Genomic DNA, 17259 nt, shown 5'->3' with positions numbered 1-17259 from the left:
TGATAGCGGACAGTCAAAGGTATTTTTTGAAGGTTGTAGCGGTGATTGCCACCATTCACCCAAGCAACGCAGCGCATGGCAATAGCACCCAATTGGGATTTACAGAGTTGAGAAGGGAGGGGTGGATCACCCCAGGGCTCACCGTCAATGACAACAATGTCCGCTTCGCTTATGTGCTGATACGATGGAGTGTATAGTCCGGTACGCGGTTTTGTGAGGGGTTCTCTCGAGCCGTTCGGCATTGTGGCGGAGTGCTTCAGGGGCGATGGCGTGGGACATGGGCAGGCATTCAAAGTCAGTACCCGAATGGAGTATGCCGAGAGCCCCAGCCCGCTCTGCCCGCTATCAGTAGCTTCACCGGGCACATGGACATTTGTTCATGTAGCGCCACGAGCGATACCTCGGCATAGGCTGGCTGACCCATGCCGAGTTGAGGGCATGTTCAGCGACTGAAGTCGATCACCATGCGGCCTTTGATCTTGCCTTCTTGCATCTCGTCGAAAATCTGATTGATGTCTTCGACCGGGCGCAGGGTCACCTTGGGCACGACCTTGCCTTGCGCGGCGAACTCGAACGCCTCGTGCAAGTCCTGCCGGGTGCCAACCAACGAGCCGACCACTTCGATGCCGTCGAGCACCAGCCGCGGAATGTCCAGGCTCATGGCTTCTGGCGGCAAGCCTACCGCGACTAGGCGGCCACCGGCACGCAGGGCATCGACCGCCGAGTTGAACGCCGCCTTGGCCACCGCCGTGACCACCGCAGCGTGGGCGCCGCCGGTCTTCTCCTGGATGATTTTCGCGGCATCCTCGCTACGTGAGTTGATCACCAGATCCGCGCCCATCTCACTGGCAAAGCGCAGTTGCTCATCGTTGACATCGATGGCAATGACCTTGGCGTTGAACACGTTCTTGGCGTACTGCAGGGCCAGGTTACCCAGCCCGCCGAGGCCGTAGATGGCGATCCATTGACCGGGGCGGATGTTGGAGATCTTCACCGCCTTGTAGGTGGTGACACCTGCGCAAGTGATGCTGCTGGCGGCGGCAGAGTCGAGCCCATCCGGCACTTTGACCGAGTAATCGGCCACCACGATACACGACTCGGCCATGCCCCCGTCGACGGTATACCCGGAGTTCTTCACGTCACGGCAAAGCGTCTCGTTACCGCTATTGCAGTACTCGCAGTGGCCGCAGCCTTGGAAGAACCAGGCCACGCTGGCGCGGTCGCCTGGCTTGAGCGAGGTTACGCCGGGGCCGACCTCCTGAACGATACCGATGCCTTCATGGCCGAGGATCACCCCGGTCTTGTCACCGAAATCGCCGTTCTTGACGTGCAGGTCGGTGTGGCAAACGCCGCAGCACTGCATTTTCAGCAGCGCTTCACCGTGTTTGAGCGGGCGCAGGGTTTTGTCCACGACCTCGACGCGACGCCCTTGGGCAACAACAGCAGCTTTCATACATGCCTCCGAGTAATGCTGAGTGAGCTTGAGCTATTGCAGGGGCAGCATAGCCAATACGCATGAAGCGTCGGCTGCGCGCATGACCCTGCTCGGGTTTACATCCAGCCAAGCCAAGACCAGTAGGTGCTGGCGAACACCAGCAGCAGCGCATAGCCGATCGCCGTGACCCACAGGCCGACCCGGGCAAACTGGCGCGGGGTGAACGTGTCGGTGCCCAGGCAGACCATGTTCTGCGGGGCGTTGATCGGCAAGATGAAGCCAAAGCTGACCACAAAGCCGAGCAACATGGTCATGCCGATGCGGCTGAAGTCGCCTGGCAGGGTTTGCAGCACGGCTATCAAGATCGGCAGAAGCGCCGAGGTCAGCGCGGTGGCGCTGGCGAACCCCAGGTGGATGAGGATCAGAAAGGCGCCCAGCACCGCGAGCACTCCTAGCGAGCTGAGCTGATCCAGGCCGGTGTGCTGCACCACTTGCGCGCCCAGCCACTGCCCGGCCTGGGTGGTGAGTAAGGTGGTACCCAGGCTGATGCCGACGCCGAACACGATCACCGTGCCCCACGGGATGCGCGCTTGTACATCCTTCCAAGTCATCACGCCAAAGCGTGGTAGCAACAGCACCACCAGGCCGGCGTAGGTGGTGGTCGTGGTATCGAACGGGTGCAGGCGACCTTCAGTGGCCCAGGCCAACAGCAATAGCAGCGAGACCACACCCAGGCGTTTTTGCGCGGCGCCCATCGGCCCCAGCTGGGCCAGGCTCTGGCTGACCCCGGCCATGCCGCCGGGCACGCTGTCACTTTCCGGCGGCAGCAGCTTCAACACCAGCACGATCAGCACCACCGACATGATCAGCGCCCAAGGCGCGCCGGCGATCAGCCAGTCGAGCCACGACACCCGCGCGCCCAGCATCTTGTCCATAAAGCCGATGGTCAGCAGGTTCTGCGCCGCTGCGGTCTGGATACCGACGTTCCATATGCTGGTGCCCTGGGCGACGATGATCATGATTCCTGCAGCGATGTTGGAGCGCGCCGGCACCCCGAATGCGGCGATCACCCCCATCATGATCGGCACCACGCAGGCACTGCGCGCCGTTGCGCTGGGCACCACTAGGCTGAGCAGGACGATGACGATCATCGCCCCTAGCAATACCCGTCGGGTGCTTGCACCGACCTTGGTCAGGGTGACCAGGGCGATGCGTTTGTCCAGCCCGGTATGGGTCATCGCCGCGGCGATGAATAATGCGCCGACCACCAGCGCCAACGCCGGGTTGGCAAAGCCCGACAACGCCATCGACACGCCCGCTGCAGAGCCATAGCTCACCGAAGGGTCGGCCAAGGTCGGCGCGGTGCCCAGCAGCACGGCCATCAGCGAGGTGATCATGATCGCGCTGGCTTCGTAGGAAACTGCCTCGGTGATCCACACGATCACGGCAAATACCAGGATCGCCAGCATGCGCTGGCCTGCTACAGGCAAGGTCTCGGGAAACGGCAGGAATAAGACCCCAGCCAATGCCAGGCAGGCGATGATCAGCCCGGGTGGAAAGCGCACAGCAGCAGGCGAGGGGTGCTGTGAGGCATGGTCCGTCATGGTTCGCTCACTGGCTGCAATAAAAGTGCTAGGCAGCATAGCGCGGGTTGCGCACGGTAAAACTGCTTCAGATCATGGGTTAGCTGAGTAGTTACCCACGGCGTTAAAAGATGCAGCGGACAAGATCAATGAACTCCAGAGTATGACTGAGTCTGCAAGCGGTCTTCGAGCGAAAGTATAAAAATCTATCTAGTTTCGGGAGCGCGCTGTTGACCGAGCCGATCACGCTAATTTCAGGGGTAACGGTGGCCGCGGATAAACGGTTAAGAGGCTAAGGTAACTTCATGGGCATAAACACGGTCTGGGCTTTCTCACTCATCAAGTTCCAGGCCGACATGGGTATTTTGTTGGAGTGCGTGTTCGTGGTGAAAATGCTCGGTGCCCTGATCCTGCTTTTTGCTGCTGCCGCAGTAAGGTCTTTGCAAAAAAGCCTGAGGCGACGCTGACCACGGAGTTAGTCCAGCAGCGCTTAAGCGTTTGACAACGTGGCATGCCGCGGCAATGCGCCGGGAGTTCCGCAGCGTTGTCGCATTCGGATCGATTGGGCAGTCAATAGGCTGGCTATGACCGGAACCAGTGGGTTCACCAGCTCTAGTCTTTGTCGCAGAGCCTTAACGACAGCAGGGAGGAGCGTTCCGCAAATGATATGGTATGGCTTGCCTTATTCCACCGTACCCCAGAGACCGATAAGCGTTTGGCTAGTGCCATGATGCTCTCACTCGCTATAAGCTGTGTGAGCTCGCCATAACATACCCCCGCGCGCATGAGAGCGATTTTCCATGCCCGTATTTCAGACATGTGGTGACTAGACACACGAATGACCTCTTTGTGCCCTGAACGGACGAAATGGATCTCATACTGGCTATCCATGCATGCGGCCTTCACTATTCAACCAATTCTTACGATTCGACTTTACAGATCTGAGTCGATAGCGGCCATTTGCCTTAATCAATGGCGGATATTGAAATTCTCTATAGGTTTTTGTTCGGGTTGTCAGATGTGCCTCCCAGGCGAGGTAAGTGTCGTGACCAACCGCAAAGACTAGGTCATCGTTGCTTATTGGCGTTAACGTGTCCTGTGGACGGGCTTGATAACTGTAGAGTGTGAATCAGTAGATCAGCCGCTAGGGGCTGAGATTCTACAATCTCTTCAGCTATCCACGGAGAGAACATATGATCTGTCCTAGCATTCATAGAAACCGGAAAAATACAACGACGTGCCACGTCAAGGGGCTTTAATGTTGTGTTCAAGCGCCAGCGAATATTTTTGAGCCCTGGCTTAAGGGCGGGGACACCATGAGCGCCGGGTGTACTTTTCCAAAAGCCTGGGCTCCGACGGCGTGTGGAAGGAGCATGACAATCCGTTGTATCTAGTCTAGATAATCTGCATGTTGGTCCTGTACTTGTGGCCTTTTATGTCCAAGCACATCCCGACTCGCGCGCCTCATCCGACCCAACCTATCGCACTATTGAGAAGCGAAATCAGACTCATCCAGCTTTGAAGCAAACATACTCACAGCCTCAACGGCATCACTCGTTCCAGTGCGGATTTGAAGAATTACTAGGCCGGCCTGATCTGCTAGCGTGACACCTCGCTGCGCTCCATCTTGGGTTGCACTCATACTGGTTACAGCGTCTCTGGTTTCAGAAAGTATCTTGCTGATTAGGTCGGCAATTTCGGCTGTTGATCGACTTGTTCGTCCTGCCAGTTGTCGCACCTCATCGGCGACCACGGCAAATCCTCTTCCTTGCTCGCCTGCTCTGGCAGCCTCAATGGCTGCGTTGAGGGCAAGTAAATTGGTTTGATCGGCGATGCCTCGAATGGTGTTGACGATGGCAGTGATTTGTTCAGAGCGATCACCCAATTGTCCTACCAGCCGTGCCGAAGTACCAATGTTCTCTGCAATCAGGCGCATCTCTCTTGCCGTCTGTTGAATAACTTCAGCGCCTTGTCCGGCGAACTTCTCGGTTTCGGTGGAGATATGGTACGCCCGCGATGCGCTGCGTGAATCCTCTTCAAATCGCTCAACTCGTTCGGTGATGTCACTGGCAAACTTTACGATTTTTCCCAGTTTTCCATCGGCATCGTAGACAGGGTTGTAGGTCGCTTCTAGCCAGACAACCCTGCCGTGTTTACCGATGCGCTTGAACTGGCCGCTGAAAAATTCACCTGTATTCAAACGACGCCAGAATTCTCCATACTCGTTGCTGTTAACTAAACTGGACTCACAAAACAATCGGTGGTGTGTGCCCTTCAGCTCCTTCGCGGTGTAACCCATTGTATTAAGGAAATTGTCGTTTGCAGTCAGAACATTTCCGTTCAAATCAAACTCAATCACTGACATGGCGCGATCCAGCGCTACCAGCTTCGCCCGTGATTCCGCATCCTTAGTCACCTGTTGGGTAACGTCCAGCGCGTACTTGACCACCTTGAAGACCTCCCCGCGCTCATCCTTCACGGGGTTATAGCTAGCTTCCAGCCAGATACTCCGCCCTTTCCCGCTGAAGCGTTGAAACGTTCCTGACACAAATGTTCCCGCTCGCAGTTGACTCCAAAAATCGTTGTACTCAGCACTGCGCATCAAGGCGGGGGAGCAGAAATCACGGTGCGACATGCTTGACACTTGATCTGCTCGGTAACCCATGGCATTGAGAAAATTGTCGTTGGCTCGCAGAACCTTGCCATCCAGACTGAACTCGACTATCGCCATTGAACGGTCTAAAGCAGCAATCAACCCTTTGTAAGCAGCAACCTCTGATGTCCTGGCTGCCAATTCACGTTTCAGCGCCCGATTGAACATGACATTACTCCAGAAATGTAGATTGGCTTACGGTCTGATTTGGCGGTTGGCAATGAAACCTTACGTGACGTCACCCACCTCGCTGCACGGGGTATTCGTTACTCGGTAGGAAAACCTGAATAGACTTCAGTGATTTTGTCGAGGTAGCAGCCAATCGGCATGACTAAAATCAATGTATTTAAGCCGCTCTAACAGGTCGAAAAACTCCTGCTCACCGCTGAGTATGCGCGTAAAGGCAGCACACTGACAGACAAGCGAATCCAGCAACAATCGCTGCTCTAATGCAGTGCTGCACTCTATAACGCCCGAAAGAATGAGCGCGTATGCACGCTCCGCATGAATGCTGGGCTTGGTCGCATTTTCGGCATGATCCATACCGGCACCTCCATGGTTGCTTGAGCCACCGTCGAAAGCGAATGGTGGCGACCCGCAGGGGTGAGAAACCGGCAAGAGTCCACCGGCCAGGCGCGAACGCCTGCCCTGCGGACCGCCATAACGCGACCCGCAGACTCTTGATCGGGTTCTCACACCCGGCGCCGATGAGCGGCGCATAGCAAGGATTGCACAAGGCCATTTGCCTAGGCAACTAAAAGCTTGAAATCTCAAGGTTATAGTTGGTGATGCAGTCCATCTTTATCGTTCCAAGTGGTAAGTCCAGCAAGCGGGGTACTCGCTTGCATTGAATCTGCCGTGAGCTTGTCGAGACTTTCGAATGGCTGGGCTTGGCCCCTTGTTGTTCTCAAGGAGGAAGAGGGGCAATAGCAACCACTCAAAGGTATTTTTTGAATGCCGCCGCTGTGATCCCCACCATACATCCTAAAAGCGCAGCACATGGCAGCAATACCCAGTTGGGGTTGAGCGACCATGGGAGGGAAAGGTAGATCACCCAAGGGGTTAGGATAAGGGGGAGCAGTGTTCGTTTCGCTCGGTGGTAGACGAAGCTGCTCTCACGGCCTGCCCCAAACTTACGCAGATCGCGGCGCATCAATCCGTCGACCGCGCCGGTGATTGCAGCCAGTAGGAACAGGGGCATGGCCAGCGTCAGGACGGCCACGCGAACTATAAATGTGAGGACGGTGAATAAGGCTGCCAGCAGATAGTCCTGTACCGCAACGTATGCCTGAGCAAGCTCTCCCTGTAGCGACGTCTCGCGGCTGAGCAGCTTCAGTTGGACGTCGGATCGAGCCAATCCAGACCGAGTCCAAACCCAGTCATTCAGATGCTCAAGAATGATCGCGATCGCTTGCGCTGGATCTTGTACGAGCAGCGATCGCTTGAAGTGGTCGTTCAGCCAGCCCAGTTCACGCACCCACATTGCATGGCTGTGATGCCAACCTTGTTCTGGCCAGAACCACAGCATACCCACAAGCTCTAATCCGATGGAAAATAACAGCGAAGCAAACAACAGGCCGAGCATACATAGGCACAACTCGACGAAGCTGATGATGAGTCCTGGGCGTCGCGGTACTGGACGAGGACTGGCTGCGGTGGTGGGCATAGGAACTCCACATAATCGACTGTTGGCGCGAGGCTCATGAGGCACGTTTGCGCCCAGGTAGTGGTATCTCGGGGTCAAAATCGATCGTCGGCGCACCGCCTGCGCTACTCCACCAACTCCCCGCGTTAGCGTTATAGGACTCACGCATGCGCACCGCCAGGGTCTGCAGGTCTTCTGGCATAGCATCATCGCTGGCCGGTTTCGGTAGCGGCATGCGCACCTTCCACAGTTGCCCGCCTTCCTGAAACGAGAACATCTGCCCCTTGGGCAATGCGATGATATGCGCGGGTTCGATCAGCGGCACGGCAGTGGTGGTGACCCGGTCCTGCGACGACGAGGTGAAGTCGGTGCGGGCATCCGGATCGGCGGTGTCCGTAGCACCTGAGACCAAGGTGCGTGTCTGCACGTTGACCTTGGGCAGCTGGTTGGTCAGCAGTTCCGCAGTCGCGGTTTCCCGGACGCGCAGCATCTGCAGGGTGTTGAAGTTTCCGATGACCTGGCCGGCCTTGGCCCGGTTGCCGATACGCGCCTCGATGTCGCTCAAGGTCTGGGTATAAGCGGTGACTTGGATACCGGCACCGCCACCCTTGTTGATCAGCGGGATAAACTCATCGCCCATCAACTCGTTGAACTCGTCGGCGTGCAGGTTGATCGGTACCTTGTCCGCTGCGTTGGAGGAGCCTGGGAGGCCGTGGTCGATGCCGTGCTTGTAGATATGGCCGGCGACGGAAACCAGGTCGGCGAACATCGAGTTGCCGACGGCCGCCGCCACTTCGGCATCCGACAGCGCGTCCAGGCCGACGTAAACGATGCCGCGTTTGCGGATGATCTGCAGCCAGTCGAAGATCGGCCGTGGGTCGTCCAGGTCGCAATAGTTCGGGGCCAGCAGCTGCGCGGTCTTACCGCTGGTGAGCTTTTCCAGCAGCGGCAACAGCGACGCCACGATCTTGTCGAAGTAGGTGCGGTCGTAGCGCACGGCCGAGCGTAGGCCGTCCATCACCGGGTCGAAAATGCGCTTGGCGGTCAGGTACTGTTCGATGGCAACGACGCGCTTTTCCCGACCAATCATGTGCCGCGGGATGTTTTTCTCGTTCAAGCGGGCTTCAATCTGCACGATCGCTTCCCAGGCCTGGGGATCATGGCGGGCGAAGAAGTGTTGGGCGTACTCGATGAACAGCGCGTCGATGTTCACCACATGTCGCTGGATCTGCAGGTAGTCCGGGCGCCGGCCGAGCTCAATCAGCGCCCTGGCGATGATGTTGACGAAGCGCCAGGCGAACTCGCGGAAGGCCGCCGAGTTGCCCTCGCCACTCAACTGGCCGGCAATCCGCGTGGCCACCTCCGAAATTCGCCCGAAGCGGCCGATGGCGTTGTAGCGTGCGGAGATCTCCGGCCAGCCCAGGTGGAACACATAGAATTCATGCTCACGCCCGGCGCAACGGGCCTCGACGTACATGCGCTTGAGCAGATCGGCATCGCCCTTAGGGTCGAAAACGATGACCACCTCCCGGTTCGGTCGGTGGATGTCCTGGGTGATGTAGACCTCGGCCAGGCGCGTCTTGCCCACCCGTGTGGTGCCCAGCACCAGGGTATGTCCGACCCGTTCGCCGAGCGGCAGGCTGGCTTCCTGCTCCTTCGGCTCGACGCCGTGCAGCAATGGCGAGCCTCCCACCGGAGGTAACGGACGCACAGGGTTGAATGGGCTGTCCCACGTGGTCAGGCGAGGCAGCAGCGACAGCCCCGGCGGAGCCTTCTCCAGCAGTTGTTCCATCCGTCGCGCCCATTGGTGTGCAGTCGACTGGTTCACATAAGGGGCCAGCGCCGGGTCCTGAGCTTCGAGCAGGCGCTGCGTGTGCAGGCGCGTCCAACGGAAGCCTCGGCCCATGAACAGGCGCTTGCTGCTCACCGGGATCTGCTGGCTGGTCAGCGAGTAGCGTGGCAGGCGGCGGATATTGCGGCGATAGCGCAGGACGATCCGCGCCTCATTGAGCCGCTTCAGACCGAACGCGGTGTAGGCCAGGGCCATGCCAGCCCCTACCTCAGGCGACAGGGCCACGGCCCAGGGCGAGTGCAGGCATAGCGCACCGGCGCCGGCGCAGATGCCCACGGTGTACAGTTCCACCGCCGGGCGCAGCAGAGATTCCATCGCGTGCTCGCCCATGAGGTGTCCTCACTGTTCCAAGCCGGTGGGCGTGATCAGCACCGGGTAGTGCTCCAGCTCCAACCGCTCGGCGATGTCGTCACCGCTGACCGGCCAGATGTTCAGCTTGGGCGCAGTCATCTGGATGCGGCGCAGCGCCCGCACGTCGTCGACCTCAACCGCCAACCCATTGGCGCCCAAGTCTTGTAGCTCCTGGGCGTGCCGCGACAGCCATTCCAGGGAGGTAGTGTCCTGGCCAACCAGGAACAGCGGCGTCATGGCTGGCAGGCTTAACGCCCTAGGTGGAACGGTGCCTGGCGAGAGGTGAGCGCTGTGCACCGGCAGCACCCAATTCAGCGTGGAGGGGGCGGGTGAGCTACTGGACTCAGCGCTCGCGGCCAGCGATTGCCAGCTGCATAGGGCCAGGGCCATCCAGCGCAAACAGCTCATGGCTGTGTCCGTCCGGGGACCGACGCGACGGACTGGACGCGTTGCCAGTGACCGCTGAATTGCCGGCGATAGCGCGCCGCAGGATCACCACCGGCAGGCCGATGATAGCGGCCGGCAGCGACAACCCAGTCACCGGTGTCGGCATAGTGCGCGCGCAACAGTTCGGCGGTGACCGCGAGGTTGGCGCGGGGATCGAGGGCATCGCAGGCGCTCGGGTAGCGGTCTGGGTGATATCCCAGGTTGGTCTGTCCCAGCCCGACATCGATACGCTTGGGATCGTGGCGACTGAGTGCATCTCTGAGTGCGGCACACGCCTCGTCGCGTCGAGCAAACCGCAGCGGTGACCCAGCGACATTCAGGGTCCAGGGCCAGGGCATGAGGTGACCGCGCAGCGGCGTGCCACTTTCCTGCAAGGCAATGGCGAACAGCACCGAAGCGGGGATACCGGCACGCGCGGCCGCCAATTGATACGCCGGCGGCAAGGTACCTGCGTGAGCGGCGGTGGCACCGACCATTGCCAGGGCTAGGATCAGTCGATGCGCTGCCATTTTCCGTCCACCTGCTGATAGCGGGCTGGCAGGGGCCGGCTGGCACCCAATGCGAACCAGCGGCCGCGGTCATGATTCAAGGTGACCTGGCCGCCGCTGACCTGGGCGGCAGTGACGCCTGCGGTCTGCGCCCATTGGCGCAGTCGCGCGTCGTTGCCTTGGCTACCGACCAGGTACACATCCAGCCGGGCACCGGCTAGTAGCCATTGCTGGAGGCTGCTCAAACAGGCGGCGCAGTGCTCTTCCACGAAAAGCGCCGTGCGGCTGCTGCTTGAGGGACCAGCATCATCGCTCATCCCCTGCACGGGCTGCAGACCCGGAAACAGCCGTGCCCAGGCTGCGGTGTAGGCTTTCTGGTAGGCCAGTTCGCGCTCGGCCCGCTTGGCTTCCAGACGGACCTGCAGCTCTGCGTAGCGCTGCCGCTCCTTGTCCGAGGTGGCCTCGACGCCCAGGGTGGTGAGCGGGTCAAGTTGCGGCGACCAGTAATGGCGGGGGCCGGTCTGCAGGCGTTCAAACGTGGCCCATTCGTCGTCTGTCAGGCCCCAGGCCTTGGCCTGGTCTGCTGTAGACGCCTGCCGTGCCAGCGGCGACTGCTCGCTAAACTGCACCTGAGCGTCGACATGCTTGGCGACACTCGAGCCCTGGTCGGCGAACACGTAAGCCGGCAACAGGATGAGCGCAACCGCGGAAAACCTATGCACGTTCACCTCCTCACGGGCAGGGTGCGATTGCCATGGCCCGGGACGTGGAACACGGCCTGGCCCTCGCGAATCGCCCGTAGCCGCCAGCCGTTCAAGCTGTCACCGGGCTGGAGCAGGTGCACGGTGGACAGTGCATGGGTGCCGGCAGGCAACGCGGTCACGAACCTGATGGCGCCGCGCGTCTCGATCCCCTGCAGGGTGAAGGGTGGCTGCGGCGCCTTGGCTTTTGATTTTTCGTGGATGGCGGCAGATTGGGATGCGGCGGTAGCTTCTGGCACCTTAGGAGCGGTCGACAGCTTCTCGAGTGCCACTTCTGCCGCGCCCATGCGTTGTTCCAAAGCGGTCAGATCGGCGCTGCTCGGTCCTGGCGGTACCGCCTGCAGGACCCTGACGGACGCCGCTAACTCATCGAGTTGCTGGCCGAGCGTTGCCTGCGCACTGGTGTGCTGGTGCTGGGCGTCTTTCAGGGCCGCGACTTGTGGCGACAGCGTGGACAGCGTGGTGCGCAATTCCCCGATATCGCGACGCAGTGACGGGCCTGGATCAGCCGGCGCATTGCGTGCGGCGGTCTGCAGTTCAGCCAGTTGCTGATGCTGGTTGTAGCTTGCAGCCGCGAGGACGGCAGCACCCAGGCACAGGGCGCCGATCACCAAGGCCTGAAAATGGTGAACCTTCATGGTGCGGGCTCCAGTGTCGAGAAGGGTGGTTCGGGCGTGGGGAGGCGCAGGGCGTAGCACACGCTCCGCTCGACCGGATCGATGTCGAGTCGCCAGGCGGGGCCGCCGATGATGGTTAAGGCATCCAGCAGCGAGATCGGTCCGAGGTCGTGATGCACGGCAGGCAAGGGGCGGTGGAATAACCGCGCCACGGCAGGGTTTTCGGGACAGAGGGAGTAGCCTGAGTGCAGCAGCACGTGATGCAGCGCTTCACCGACCGTCGCGTGCAGCGCGGGGGCGATCTGGAGGTTGATCAGCTGATACAGCGGTTGGCGCTGCTCCAGCGTTGGCCGGGTACTGGCCAGAGTGTAGCGGTCCTGTCGGACCCAGGCGGGTACCAGCTGCGTTGGCTTGGCCATTGGAGCCGGGGCTGGTGTGGGTGGTGCAGGGGCCGGCGCTGGTGGCGGCGTGCTGCAGCCGAGCAACGTGAGCATCAGTCCAAGCGAGAATAATGTGGAGGTATGCATGACCAGGTCTCGACAAAAGATGCCGACACCTTGTCGAAAATCTAGGACGCGCCCCCACTGAAAAATCGAATCTCGCCGACCGGATTATGCTGGCGCAACCACGAAAAAGGCGCCCAGGGGCGCCTTGAGGTCAGTCTTCGGTGAACAGGGGGAGCTCGGGCAGCGGGGTCGCATCGGGGTCAAAGATCAGGAGGCGGATATCAGCCTCACCGGCCAGTAGCAGCAGGCGCAGCACACCTGTGACCTGATAGAGCACCTGGCTGACGATGCCGTCGGCAGGGCACTGCATGCGGACAAACTCGGGCACGCTTTCGCCATCCGTGATCACCGCGAAGTTATCATCGAACAGGCACGGCTGGAAATTGATGCCGTCATCCGGCAGGTCATGCAGCGCAGGGTGAAGGGATCGGTAGCAGGGTGGGCAGTCGTCGGCGTAGCTGATCTGCACCACGCGTTCGTAACTCAGGTCCTGGAAGCCGCGGAGGAATGGATTGCGAAGAGGAGTGGACATGATGGCGCTCCAAAATTTGAAGGTCACCCTGTACAAGCGGTGACCCTCCAAGTGGTGGCGATGGTCAGATCCAGCCGTAATCGGCCAGCGACAGCGGCGTGCCTTCACCCACGATGATGTGGTCCAGCACACGTACCTCAACAAGGGCCAAGGCCTCGATCAAGCGGTTGGTGAGCACCCGATCAGCGCCGCTCGGTTCCGAGCAGCCGGAGGGATGGTTGTGGCTGAAAATTACCGCAGCAGCGTTGTGCTCGAGTGCTTTGACGACGACCTGGCGCGGGTACACGGAGGCGCCGTCGATGCTACCGGTGAAGAGGATGTCGAAGCTCAGCACGCGGTGATGCGAGTCCAGGCAGAGCAGTGCAAACACCTCGTGGTGATAGGGTGCGAGCTGCAGTTTCAGATAGGACGCTGCATCGCACGGTGAGATCAGTTGCTCGCCGCGCTGGAAATAACGTTGATCCAGCAATTCCAGCGCTTCGGTCAGCAGCGCATCCTCGCGGGCACGCTGGGCCAATGCAGGGTCGAGACCCTCGACCTGGTTCTGAGCAGTTTTCATTGGCAATTCCTCGTGGGAGGCGGAGCGCCCCCTGGGGGAGTGCCCCAGGCAGATGAGAGAGTTGAGTCACAGACGTGTAAAACGATGACGCGCACCGTGCAGCGGGCTGTGGCAGACCTCGCACGGGTGGGTGGAAAAGGCCTGAATGCCTGCGCCGGTGTGCGGATCGAAATCGGCGCTCAGGGGCAGCAGGGCCTGCAGTTGAGTGCGCATATGGGTAATGCGTTTTTCGACTTCAGCCTCGCTGTAGTAGAGCGACAGCGCGCTGAAGTCGTCGTAGGCAACCGCCTGCAGGCAGTCCTCACAGAGCCAGAAGCTTTCCATGGCGACCTCCGCCGTGAATGAGCAACAGGCGCTCTTGGGAGCGCCTGTTGCTGGTGGTCATACTGCCTCAGGCAGACTGACGGGCTGCGGTGGGTTTGCGCGCGGGGGTTGGAGTTGGCTGACCTTGATCGGAGTCACCGTCAGTGTCTGCCTTATCTCCTTCCGCCCCCGCTTGCTCAGCACCTTCAGCAGCGGCGGCAGCGTCGGTGCGGGCGGGCGCACGGTAGCTGAACTGGCCATCGACCTTGATCCACTCGATGAAGATCAGGCGGCCTTTGAGGCTGGCGCCTGGTTGCCCCTTGCGTTCGCCTTTCTCATACAGGAACGGATCGACCCAAAGATCGCCGATGCGAAACGCGATGAGTACCTTGCGTTCCGCGCGGACGTCGTCCAGGTGCTCACGGATCAGCCGGTCTGCTTCGCCGCTCGCGACCTTGCAATCGAAGCGGGTGTACTCGACGTCGTCCGAGGCACCGTGCAAGGCCGCGATGTCACAGGCCATGAACGCTTGTCCACGGCGGACCGGAACTTCGCGAACACGGTTCAGATAACCGATGCCTTGGGTGTGCAGGTTGAAGTAGGTGGTGGGGGCGTTATTGCTTGCAGTAGTCATGGTGGAGCTCCTGTTCAGCAGAAACGCGGACATCCACCGGCCCTGGCGGCTGGTGAGGTCCGCAAGGGAGAGGTGCAAATCGTGATCGGTGTAGAGGGCGCTCATCATCGACAGGGCGATGACCGTGCGAGCTGCCGAGCGCGAGTCGCACTTGGGGAGAACCACCCGAAGCGGGCGCAGCCTTGAAGGTCCTGGCTGCCTGGGTGCTGTCAACGACAGCAGAGTGCAACTCATCTATAGAACCCTGCCAAAGGAGCGTCAACCGAGGATTGCAGGCGATCTGAGCGAGCGGAAGCGGGTGGTTTTCAGTGGATTTTCAGCGGCGAAAAAATAGCCCGACGGTCACCAGGCTAGGAGGAGTTGGACCACCTTTGACCCGGCGATGTGACACCGGAGTTCGTCGCTAAATCTCCGTTGCCGATCCATCTGGATCAACCGACCCTTGTCGTGGCCTGGGCCGGAACCAACTGGCACGCATCCGCGCACAAAAGGTGCCCAGTATTTCGCCGGCGGGCACCGGGGCTGAGCATCGTCGCCGAAGCGGATGACCCGTACGGCCTAGTGCAAGCTGCATGGGTCATCCGCCTAGAGGACTTGGAACGCTGAGAAGGCCTCCGAAGAGGTGGTGAGGGTGGCTCCGAACTCAATGAGTCTGACCGAACTGCCCGGAGCGAATCGGTCTGGGGTCGCCAAGCGGCGAGGGGCCTGATCACTACACCAGCGCTGCGGGGTGCCGTCAAGTCATGCTTTTTTTGCCCGCTTGGGTTTTGCCACCGGCTTTGTGCCCTTGCATTCCGGATAGCGGATGCAGGACCAGAAGGTGCCGCTACGGCCTTTGCGCTGACGCATGGCGCTGCGGCATACCGGACAAAAAGGCCCCTTGCTGGGTGGTGTGCGCAGGGTGAGCGAGGCGTTACTGCGCACCAATCGGGTCAGCCACTCGGCCTGCTTGGCGAGAAAGCTCTCCACGCTCAACTGTCCCGACTCGATGCGGTCTAGTGCCTGTTCCCACAGCGCCGTCAGCACCGGGTCGGCCACTTCCGGCGGCACCGCTTCGATCAGGGTGTGGGCCGCGGCTGAGGCGGCCAGGCTGCGTTTCTTCTTGGACAGGTAACCATGGTCGATCAGGCCCTGGATGATCGCCGCGCGGGTGGCTTCGGTGCCGAGACCGCAGCTGTCCTTGAGCTTCTGCTTGAGTCGCGGATCGTTCACCTGGTTGGCGATAGTCTTCATCGCCTTGACCAGCGTGCCTTCGGTGTAGGCTTTCGGCGGCTGCGTGCGCTGGGCAATGGCAGCGGCGTCAGTCAGCGCCACCGAAACGGACTCGCGGAGTGTGGGCAAGCGCTGCGTCTGTTCGCCGGGCTCATTGCCGTGGGTTTCGTTGATCACCGCTTTCCAGCCGCGGGCTAGGATCTGCTTGCCGCGCGCGAGTAGTGGGTCGGCTTGGCACTGCAGCAGCACCTGGGTCTTCAGGTACTCATGCTCAGGGAGAAACTGCGCGAGGTAACGGGCGCGTATCAGTGCATAGACCGACCGTTCAGATTCGGAAAGCTGCGTCAGGTCGAGCGTGATCGCGGTAGGAATGATGGCGTGGTGCGCGGTGATCTTGCCGTTGTTCCAAGCACGAGAGCGCCGGCAAGGGTCGATCTCTTTAATCGCCTGCCCCAGTGAAGGGCTGGCGGCGACCAGTGCATGGAGGATGCGGGGCATGTCGTCGAACATGGTCTCGGGCAGGTAGCCGCAATCGGTTCGCGGATAAGTCGTGGCTTTGTGGGTTTCGTACAGGGCCTGGGCGATCCCCAAGGTTTCCTGGGCACCAAGCCCGAGTTTGGCCGAGCAGACCTCCTGCAGCGTGCCCAGGTCGAACGGCAGCGGCGGGCTCTCACGGACCTGTTCGACCTCGATACTTTGAACACAGGCCGTCCGTTGTTGGCACAGGCGCAGTGCGGTTTGCTTCGCGGCCGCTTCATCGAGGCAGCGGCCAGCGTCATCGCAGACCGTCGCTGGCGGTTGCCACTGAGCTTTAAAACTGACGCCGTCAGCCTCCAGCTGAGCGTCAACTCTCCAGAAGGGTTGCGGCACAAAGCTCGCAATCGCTCGGTCGCGCTCGACCACCAGGCGCAAGGTGGGGGTCTGTACGCGGCCCACCGGCAACAACCCATCGAAACCGGCACGGCGACCGAGGAGAGTAAACAGTCGGCTCAGGTTGATGCCCACCAACCAATCCGCGCGGGAGCGGGCCAGCGCACAGTGATACAGCGGCAAGGTCTGTTCTCCCGGGAGCAGGCTGGCCAGCGCCCGGCAAATCGAAGCCTCATCCAAGGCGGACAGCCACAGGCGCAGGATCGGCCCTTGGTACTGACAGCGCTCGAGAATCTCCCGTGCGATCATCTCACCCTCACGATCCGCATCGGTGGCGATGACCACTTCGGCACAGGTGCGCAGCAGTTGGCTGATCACCTTCAACTGGGCGGCAACCTTCGGCTTGGCCACCAACTGCCAGCAGTCGGGAATGATCGGCAGATCGTCCAGCGACCAGCGTTTGTAAGCGCCATAGGCTTCAGGTGGGGCGGTTTCCAATAGGTGTCCAACGCACCAGGTGACGGTGACATTCGGGCCCTGCAGGCAGCCATCGCCCCGCCGGCTGGCCTGCAGCACCCGAGCGATGTCGCGGGCTTGAGATGGTTTCTCGCAAATGAACAAGCGCATACGCAGACCCTCTCGGTGGGTACCGACAGGGTGGGGGAATGGGAAGAGAACGCTAGGGTAAAGCCGAAATCGGCGAGATCAGTTCGCCGGCTGGTGCACACGTTACTTGCATTGAGCGAGATCGCTCGCCAAGATCTTCGGAAATTTCAGGGCGAATTGCTTATCGGGGGGGGGGGGGAGGGGG

At 60.5% G+C, this 17259-nt stretch carries 16 protein-coding genes and 1 pseudogene; 1 reads left to right on the top strand and 16 read right to left on the bottom strand.

Annotated features, from left to right (window positions below):
* Positions 1–442 precede the first annotated feature (442 nt).
* Positions 443–1453 carry an alcohol dehydrogenase AdhP gene (gene adhP / locus IAE33_RS03630; RefSeq protein ID WP_201162243.1) on the bottom strand — a complete coding sequence of 337 codons (1011 nt, stop codon included), beginning with the start codon at positions 1451–1453 and terminating at the stop codon, positions 443–445.
* Positions 1454–1551: 98 nt separating this feature from the next.
* On the bottom strand, positions 1552–3039 hold the full coding sequence (locus tag IAE33_RS03625; protein ID WP_201162241.1) for a DASS family sodium-coupled anion symporter: 1488 nt from the start codon (positions 3037–3039) through the stop codon (positions 1552–1554).
* A 296-nt stretch (positions 3040–3335) separates the two neighbouring features.
* Here IAE33_RS03625 and IAE33_RS03620 point away from each other — a divergent pair.
* Positions 3336–3520, top strand: a pseudogene (locus tag IAE33_RS03620) (hypothetical protein); the annotation flags it as partial.
* Between the two features lie 984 nt (positions 3521–4504).
* Here the strand turns inward: IAE33_RS03620 and IAE33_RS03615 are convergent.
* The 14 genes from IAE33_RS03615 to IAE33_RS03550 all read right to left on the bottom strand — a co-directional run bounded on the left by IAE33_RS03615 (position 4505) and on the right by IAE33_RS03550 (position 17075).
* Positions 4505–5839: a methyl-accepting chemotaxis protein gene (locus IAE33_RS03615; RefSeq protein WP_201162239.1), complete on the bottom strand. Its 1335-nt coding sequence runs from the start codon at positions 5837–5839 to the stop codon at positions 4505–4507.
* 126 nt (positions 5840–5965) lie between these two features.
* Positions 5966–6214, bottom strand: a complete 249-nt coding sequence (locus IAE33_RS03610) for a hypothetical protein (RefSeq protein ID WP_201162237.1) — start codon at positions 6212–6214, stop codon at positions 5966–5968.
* A 394-nt stretch (positions 6215–6608) separates the two neighbouring features.
* The gene (locus tag IAE33_RS03605) at positions 6609–7337 is read right to left on the bottom strand and encodes a TIGR03747 family integrating conjugative element membrane protein (protein WP_201162235.1); all 729 of its coding nucleotides are present in this window, start codon (positions 7335–7337) and stop codon (positions 6609–6611) included.
* Between the two features lie 34 nt (positions 7338–7371).
* A complete protein-coding gene (traD, locus tag IAE33_RS03600; RefSeq protein WP_201162234.1) occupies positions 7372–9498 on the bottom strand; it encodes a type IV conjugative transfer system coupling protein TraD in 2127 nt (708 codons plus the stop codon).
* 9 nt (positions 9499–9507) lie between these two features.
* Complete coding sequence (locus tag IAE33_RS03595) at positions 9508–9927, bottom strand: integrating conjugative element protein (RefSeq protein ID WP_201162232.1); 420 nt, start codon at positions 9925–9927, stop codon at positions 9508–9510.
* Positions 9924–10475, bottom strand: a complete 552-nt coding sequence (locus IAE33_RS03590; RefSeq protein WP_201162230.1) for a transglycosylase — start codon at positions 10473–10475, stop codon at positions 9924–9926. Before IAE33_RS03590 ends, IAE33_RS03595 begins: the two co-directional genes overlap by 4 nt.
* Entirely contained in the window at positions 10457–11176 is a 720-nt protein-coding gene (locus IAE33_RS03585; protein WP_201162228.1) for a TIGR03759 family integrating conjugative element protein, read from the bottom strand. The genes IAE33_RS03590 and IAE33_RS03585 overlap by 19 nt, the downstream gene beginning before the upstream one ends.
* A 2-nt stretch (positions 11177–11178) precedes the next feature.
* Entirely contained in the window at positions 11179–11853 is a 675-nt protein-coding gene (locus IAE33_RS03580) for a hypothetical protein (RefSeq protein ID WP_201162226.1), read from the bottom strand.
* Positions 11850–12251: a PFGI-1 class ICE element type IV pilus protein PilL2 gene (gene pilL2, locus IAE33_RS03575; protein ID WP_236406041.1), complete on the bottom strand. Its 402-nt coding sequence runs from the start codon at positions 12249–12251 to the stop codon at positions 11850–11852. The genes IAE33_RS03580 and pilL2 overlap by 4 nt, the downstream gene beginning before the upstream one ends.
* Before the next feature lie 238 nt (positions 12252–12489).
* Positions 12490–12870 (bottom strand): hypothetical protein, encoded by a 381-nt coding sequence (locus IAE33_RS03570; RefSeq protein WP_201162222.1) that lies wholly within the window; start codon positions 12868–12870, stop codon positions 12490–12492.
* Positions 12871–12934: 64 nt separating this feature from the next.
* Positions 12935–13429, bottom strand: coding sequence for a JAB domain-containing protein (locus tag IAE33_RS03565; RefSeq protein ID WP_201162221.1), 495 nt, complete (start codon positions 13427–13429; stop codon positions 12935–12937).
* 66 nt (positions 13430–13495) lie between these two features.
* Complete coding sequence (locus IAE33_RS03560; protein WP_201162220.1) at positions 13496–13753, bottom strand: hypothetical protein; 258 nt, start codon at positions 13751–13753, stop codon at positions 13496–13498.
* A gap of 67 nt (positions 13754–13820) precedes the next feature.
* Positions 13821–14366 (bottom strand): STY4534 family ICE replication protein, encoded by a 546-nt coding sequence (locus IAE33_RS03555; protein ID WP_201162219.1) that lies wholly within the window; start codon positions 14364–14366, stop codon positions 13821–13823.
* A 741-nt stretch (positions 14367–15107) separates the two neighbouring features.
* Entirely contained in the window at positions 15108–17075 is a 1968-nt protein-coding gene (locus IAE33_RS03550) for a DNA topoisomerase III (RefSeq protein ID WP_201162218.1), read from the bottom strand.
* Positions 17076–17259 lie beyond the last annotated feature (184 nt).

The sequence above is a fragment of the Pseudomonas sp. S60 genome, from assembly GCF_016647865.1.
Classification (GTDB): Bacteria; Pseudomonadota; Gammaproteobacteria; order Pseudomonadales; family Pseudomonadaceae; genus Aquipseudomonas; species Aquipseudomonas parafulva.
The sequence above is the reverse complement of the archived record's forward strand: the minus strand, read 5'-3'. Positions and strand labels throughout refer to the sequence as shown.